Annotated in this window: 5 protein-coding genes; 2 read left to right on the forward strand and 3 right to left on the reverse strand. The window is 37.1% G+C overall.

Translation table 11 applies throughout. The annotated features are described in order from the left end of the window. Positions 1-789, forward strand: a 789-nt coding sequence (locus tag L655_RS0112030) for an IS66 family transposase (RefSeq protein WP_024604753.1), incomplete at its 5' end; no start/stop codon positions are given. Positions 790-807: 18 nt separating this feature from the next. On the opposite strand, the gene L655_RS0112035 is transcribed toward L655_RS0112030, so the two are convergent. Genes L655_RS0112035 through L655_RS0112045 form a run of 3 tightly spaced genes read right to left on the reverse strand, consistent with a single transcriptional unit; the run spans position 808 to position 4,946 of the window. Then, a complete protein-coding gene (locus tag L655_RS0112035; protein WP_029751818.1) occupies positions 808-2,226 on the reverse strand; it encodes a DUF87 domain-containing protein in 1,419 nt (472 codons plus the stop codon). Beyond that, positions 2,219-3,478 (reverse strand): SIR2 family protein, encoded by a 1,260-nt coding sequence (locus L655_RS0112040; protein WP_024605145.1) that lies wholly within the window; start codon positions 3,476-3,478, stop codon positions 2,219-2,221. Before L655_RS0112040 ends, L655_RS0112035 begins: the two co-directional genes overlap by 8 nt. A gap of 58 nt (positions 3,479-3,536) precedes the next feature. Beyond that, positions 3,537-4,946, reverse strand: a complete 1,410-nt coding sequence (locus L655_RS0112045) for a DUF2130 domain-containing protein (protein ID WP_024605146.1) — start codon at positions 4,944-4,946, stop codon at positions 3,537-3,539. Positions 4,947-5,262: 316 nt separating this feature from the next. On the opposite strand from L655_RS0112045, the gene sbcB reads away from it, so the two are divergent. Then, positions 5,263-5,774, forward strand: a 512-nt coding sequence (gene sbcB / locus L655_RS0112050; RefSeq protein ID WP_024605147.1) for an exodeoxyribonuclease I, incomplete at its 3' end; no start/stop codon positions are given.

A 5,774-nucleotide genomic window follows, 5' to 3' on the forward strand; every position in this document is an offset into this window, starting at 1 on the left:
TTTGCCGATGAAACGCCATTAAAGGTGGTGAAATCGGACAAAGTAAACAGTTACATGTGGGTGTATTGCTCGGGTCGAGATTCACCAGACCCGAATAATCCCATCCCTAATATCGTACTTTACGACTTCCACAATAGTCGCGCGGCCGCCTGCGTGGTCAATTATCTTGATGGATATCAAGGGTACTTGCACGTGGATGGCTATCAAGCCTATGCCAGAACAGAGGCAACCTTAATTGGCTGCTGGGCGCATGCTCGTCGTAAATTTATCGACGCGAAAAAGCTACAAGGTAAAAACAAAACCGGCAAAGCGGATGTGGTATTGAGCCTTATCCAAAAACTGTACGGCGTTGAGTCACGCATCAAAGATAAAAGTGTGGATGACAAATATACGGCAAGACAAGAGGTTAGCCTGCCTATTCTTAGCAAGCTAAAAATATGGCTTGAGCAGGATCAGCCAAATTTAGTGGGGAACAGCAAACTGATAGAGGCAGCTAATTACCTGGCAAATCAATGGCACAAGCTCATACGCTATGTTGATGATGGCCGACTTAGCATCGATAATAATAGAGCAGAACGCGCGGTAAAACCGTTTGTGATAGGCCGAAAGAATTGGTTATTTAGCCAAACGGCTAACGGTGCCCATGCTAGTGCCACCCTTTACAGCATTGTGGAAACCGCCAAGATAAATGGTCTAATCCCATTTAATTACATCTGTGCTTGCCTTGATGAACTGTGCCAGCCTGAGCCCGATATCGACAGCTTGTTACCCTGGAATTTTAAAACATAGGTGTAGTTCGCTAGACGCTCACATCCCTTTAGAGTCATTGTTTAAATATATATGCGCTTCTTCCATAACAATTAATAAAGGTCGATGACGGCTTCCTTGAGATAGGTTTCTAGCCCAAAATAGTGCCTCATAAAGCAATCGAAGTAACGCACCTATTGTTGTTTGTAAAATATCAGCTGGAATACCTGAGAGATCTAAAATGGTCACAGGCCTATCACTACCTATCCAATTTTTAAGTAATAAATTTAAATCATCTACAACTTTACCATCTTTATCTGGCAACCAATTATCAGGCTTAAAAATGAAATCATATCTTGGAATTCTAAGTTTTGTCCCTAACAATAAAAGCTGTTTTCCTATTTGATGCGATCCTGGTAAATAATTAATCTTAGCCTCACCAGCTCCAGTTTCCACATGTTTAAAAACAGGAGCGATTCCTTTAGAAGCATCACCAATTAAATCAATACCATTTGCATCTTTCTCATAAGCAAGGTTATCGATTGGTTGCATACCTGCTACTTTATAATATGTTCCAAACGTCTCAACATATAAGTCATACCATAACTGATGAATACTAAATGGGATTGGAGAATCTACACTGAGAGTATCAGCTGATGCCCCTTTTCTAGGCGATAATTTCAGCGAATCTAATTTAAGTTTTAGAACTCGTTCCATAACAACATTTTTGACTTTTTCGTCTTTAAATTCCCCAAAACTTATTTCGCACAATTCGTCAAAATTTAACGCCCAAAAGGGAATGTATAATTTTTTTTCTTTCAATTTTGATTTATAATTACCATCAATTTTATAAATGTAAGCTCTGTCTTGTAATGCTTGCCCGTATTCACCATGAAGGTCGAGCATGATCACTCGCGAAGATGGATATCTTTCAACATCTGACAATGCGTTCATAATGCTTGCCACTGTCGTAGACTTACCTGAGCCTGTTGTACCTACAACAGCAGAGTGCCGAGTAACCAATTTATTTACATCAACTAATGCGGGTATAGAGTCTGCATTGGAGACATGTCCAAGTTTTACAAAGTAAGGTTTATCAGGTTGCCCATAAATATTTTTAAGTTCTTTTTCTGATACTAGGTGGACTTCATCTCCTATAGTAGGGTATTGAGATAAGCCTCGTTGAAACAATCCATTTTTAGGACCTTCTCCTATTAGCTGAATTGTCATCCATCTATTACCGACAACCTCGTTTTCAATTTGGTTTTTAGGTACCGCACTTGCTCCAACCTGACTAATAATTCCAAACAAATTAATATAGCCAACTGGTATCCTAACAAAGCTACCGATTTGACCAACTCTGTACCCCTGCCCATCGATGTATACAAACCCAGTTAGTGACTCTGCTGATAGGGAAATACTGACTGATGTACCGCTGACATCTTGTACATCACCAAGATATGTTTCTTTATTAGACATCCTGTCCATCCTTTTGTGAACCGATTATCTTTTTTAGAAAATTGGTAAACACAGAAAAGTCACCAAGCTTAATTAATGTATTAACGTTTCCATCATTATCAGCTTTACTACTATCAATAAAGCTTCTGATATCGTAGTCGTCTTCATCATATTTTGGTGCGCTCCAAGAACCAGCATTTGTCCCGATTATTGCTTTATCATACGTCCAAACATTAAGGTTGTGTCTACTATTTGCTAACCTATAAGCTTCTGGATAGCGTTCAATTGCTTCTCCATTACTATCAAGTTCTAATTCGTTATTCCCATCCCTCAATTCGTATGTTGAAAACATAAGACTAAGCACCATTCCTGTTGGATTTGATTTTAGTGCATTGACGATAGTGTCGTTCAAATGCCCATCATTGAATGAATAGCCTGATAAAATTAAAAGTGATGATTTTTTTCTTATAAACCTATTTAATTGGTCTATTAAAGCAAGATAAGGCATCTTCCTACTTTCTTCGTATTTAAGGTGTGATGGATATATTAAGTGTGATGCACCTTCTTTAATTTCTGAAGAGCGGTAGACTTTTTTAACATCTTTACCTTCTTTATCTTTTTCAGTTTCTTGATACCAATTAATTGATCCATGTATTTTCCAAAGCCTTGACCAATGTATAGGGATTAAAGAATCCTCGACAGCTCTTAAATCAAAAAAAGATCTTCGAGATCCAACAAAACCATCAAAATAAGGAACCTCTGAATCCTCTAATGCTTGCTCTATCAGTAAATCGTAATTTGTGGTAAATATTTCAACAGCTACTTTCCTATCTATAGATCCCATCCATTTACACAAGCGATGGTAAGGTGTTTCTTGATCTGGTAGGGTCACATCAAGCTTTGCTACAATTACTGAACAAATTTTATTCTCAAGATCTAACAATTCACTCTCAGTTAATCCCCTTACAACCCCTCCTTTCGATACCAATAATAGACTCCTTAAAAAGCTAAGAATGTCTTCTATATTTTCTACATTTTTTCCAGCTTCTTGGAGTACCTTTAGTAGCAATTGATATTGAGTATTAGCTTTAAATTGCTCATTGATATGAATAGTAAGGTTTTTAACATCAGGAATTAACGGCCATTGGTCATTAGGCATATTTACGGATAAAGGACAGCCAGCTGAAATAAAAAAACCAATTGCTTCATTATCTTGAGATAACGACTGCCTAAGATATTTCAAATGCCTAACTGGATCATGATAATCGTGCATATTACTTCGCTTCCATTCTATTAATTAAATTTTATATATTTATGCTTTAACCAAATTATTACTTGTCATCAGAAGAACTGGCATCACTCAATTCATCAAACTTAGCAGCCATCGTTGGATTACGACGTGTTAGCTTTTTAATTGTGACGTCCTGTGATTTATCATTGGCAAGACGAAGGTTTCTGTCTGTACTCATTAACGCATCTTTGGTTTTTTGCAGGTGGTCAATAGATTTATCAATTTCATCAATTGCTGTTTGAAATTTTCTGGATGCTAAATCATAGTTTTTAGCGAAAGCTGTTTTGAATGAATCTAGATCGTTTTCAAAATTTGTTATATCTACACTCTGTGCTTTAACTAGGGCAAGTTCAGTTTTGTATTCAAGTGATTTCATAGATGCATTACGTAGTAACGTAATGATTGGAAGGAAAAATTGTGGACGGACTATATACATTTTTGGATAACGGTGAAAAACATCTACAATTCCTGAGTTATAAAGCTCACTCTCTGGTTCAAGAAGAGAAACTAAAACGGCATACTCACAGCCTTTCTCTGTCCTGTCTTTATCTAACTCTTTGAGAAAATCCTCGTTCCTTTTTTTAGTTACCGTAGTATCCATTTCGTTTTTCATTTCAAACATGATTGATACTATTTCAGTACCGACTTCATCCGTATCACGAAAAATATAATCACCTTTGCTTCCTCCACGAGCATCATTATCTTTTTCAAAATAAGCTCTTGGAAAGGCGGTTGATCTTATACGATTAAATTCAGTATCACAGTGTTGCTCAAGCGTTTCACCTACCATTTTGGTAGACATTCGGGCTTTCATATCACGGAGACGCTCAATAGCATCATCACGATCTTTTATCTGTGTTTCATATTTATCTTTGAGAGATTTTTCAGCGATTTGCTTTTCAAGTTCGGCGTGCTTCAAACTACTTTTTAATTCGTCCCGTTCTTTTTCAACTAAATTTACTGCGCCACTAATAGCCACTTTTTGCTCTAGTTGAATATTATCTAATCTGGTTTTTAATTCCTGAATTTCTTTATCTTTTGTAGCCGTTGTTACCTGTATTTCATTCGTAAGTTTCGCCGAGGCAAGTTCAGAACTTGTTTGTTTATCTCGTTTAGCCTGTTCAAGTTCATTAGCTAGTGCATCCCTTTCCTTTTGAACACTACTTAAGGCTTCAGTTACGGCTAGTTTTTTTGAAACTTCTCCAGTTTCTAATAAAGATTTTAACTCTTGTATCTCAGAATCTTTAGCTGTGGCTGCTTTTTGCATTTCATTGCTAATTTCACTTTTAGCAAGTTGAACTGCATTCAACTTTTCCTTTTCGGCTAATTCAAGCCTATTGTGTAACTGCTGCTCAAAATCATCATCGCGAACTTGTTTCAAAATATCAGCATATCCTGCTTCATCAATTTTGAATGCTTTTTTGCAGTGTGGGCATATGATTTCATGCATGCTTTATTCTTCCTTAATATGATAAAAATTAACTTCCATTCAACCGATTTAAATAACTTAACAGTTAAAAAATTTAATAACAATTGTTTATAAAGCAATCTAAAAGTTCTTATTAACCGCAGTGAATTTAAAGAAAATAATTTCAGATTTATTAATCCATTTTTCTTTATATTAATAAACTGTATTTTCAAACACATCATTTCTCACCCAAACCTATAAACTCCCTCGCCCATATGCCATAATCTAAATAATTCATTATTTTAGTAACTTGGCGCGTGTTTAGGCGCTTTTAAGTTAACTACTCAGGGTTTTCAGCATGGCATATCAAGAGCAAAATCAAGCAACAATCTATTGGCACGACTACGAGACGTGGGGGGCGAGCCCTCAAAAGGATAAGCCGAGCCAGTTTGCGGGTATTCGTACCGATCTTGATTTAAATATAATTGGCGAGCCGCTTATTGAATATTGTAAGCCGCAAGCGGATTACTTGCCTCACCCTGAGGCGTGTTTAATTACGGGTATTACGCCACAAGTGGCGATGAAAAAAGGCTTGGTTGAGGCTGAGTTTATAGCAAAAATTCATGCCGAATTTAGCGTGCCAAACACCTGTGTTGCCGGTTATAACAGTATTCGGTTTGATGACGAAGTAAGCCGTTATAGCTTTTACCGTAACTTTTACGACCCGTACGAGCGCGAATATAAAAATAACAATAGTCGCTGGGATATTATTGATTTAGTACGCGCTTGCTATGCGCTTCGCCCTGAAGGGATTGAATGGCCGTTAAAAGAAGACGGCAGCCCAAGCTTTAAGCTAGAGCATTTAACGGT

Source organism: Pseudoalteromonas sp. TAE79 (genome assembly GCF_000498015.1).
Taxonomy (GTDB): Bacteria; Pseudomonadota; Gammaproteobacteria; order Enterobacterales; family Alteromonadaceae; genus Pseudoalteromonas.

Coding starts and splice junctions, on each gene's coding strand:
- L655_RS0112035 (WP_029751818.1), bottom strand. CDS start 2,226: ATGTCTAATAAAGAAACATATCTTGGTGATGTACAAGATGTCAGCGGT.
- L655_RS0112040 (WP_024605145.1), bottom strand. CDS start 3,478: ATGCACGATTATCATGATCCAGTTAGGCATTTGAAATATCTTAGGCAG.
- L655_RS0112045 (WP_024605146.1), bottom strand. CDS start 4,946: ATGCATGAAATCATATGCCCACACTGCAAAAAAGCATTCAAAATTGAT.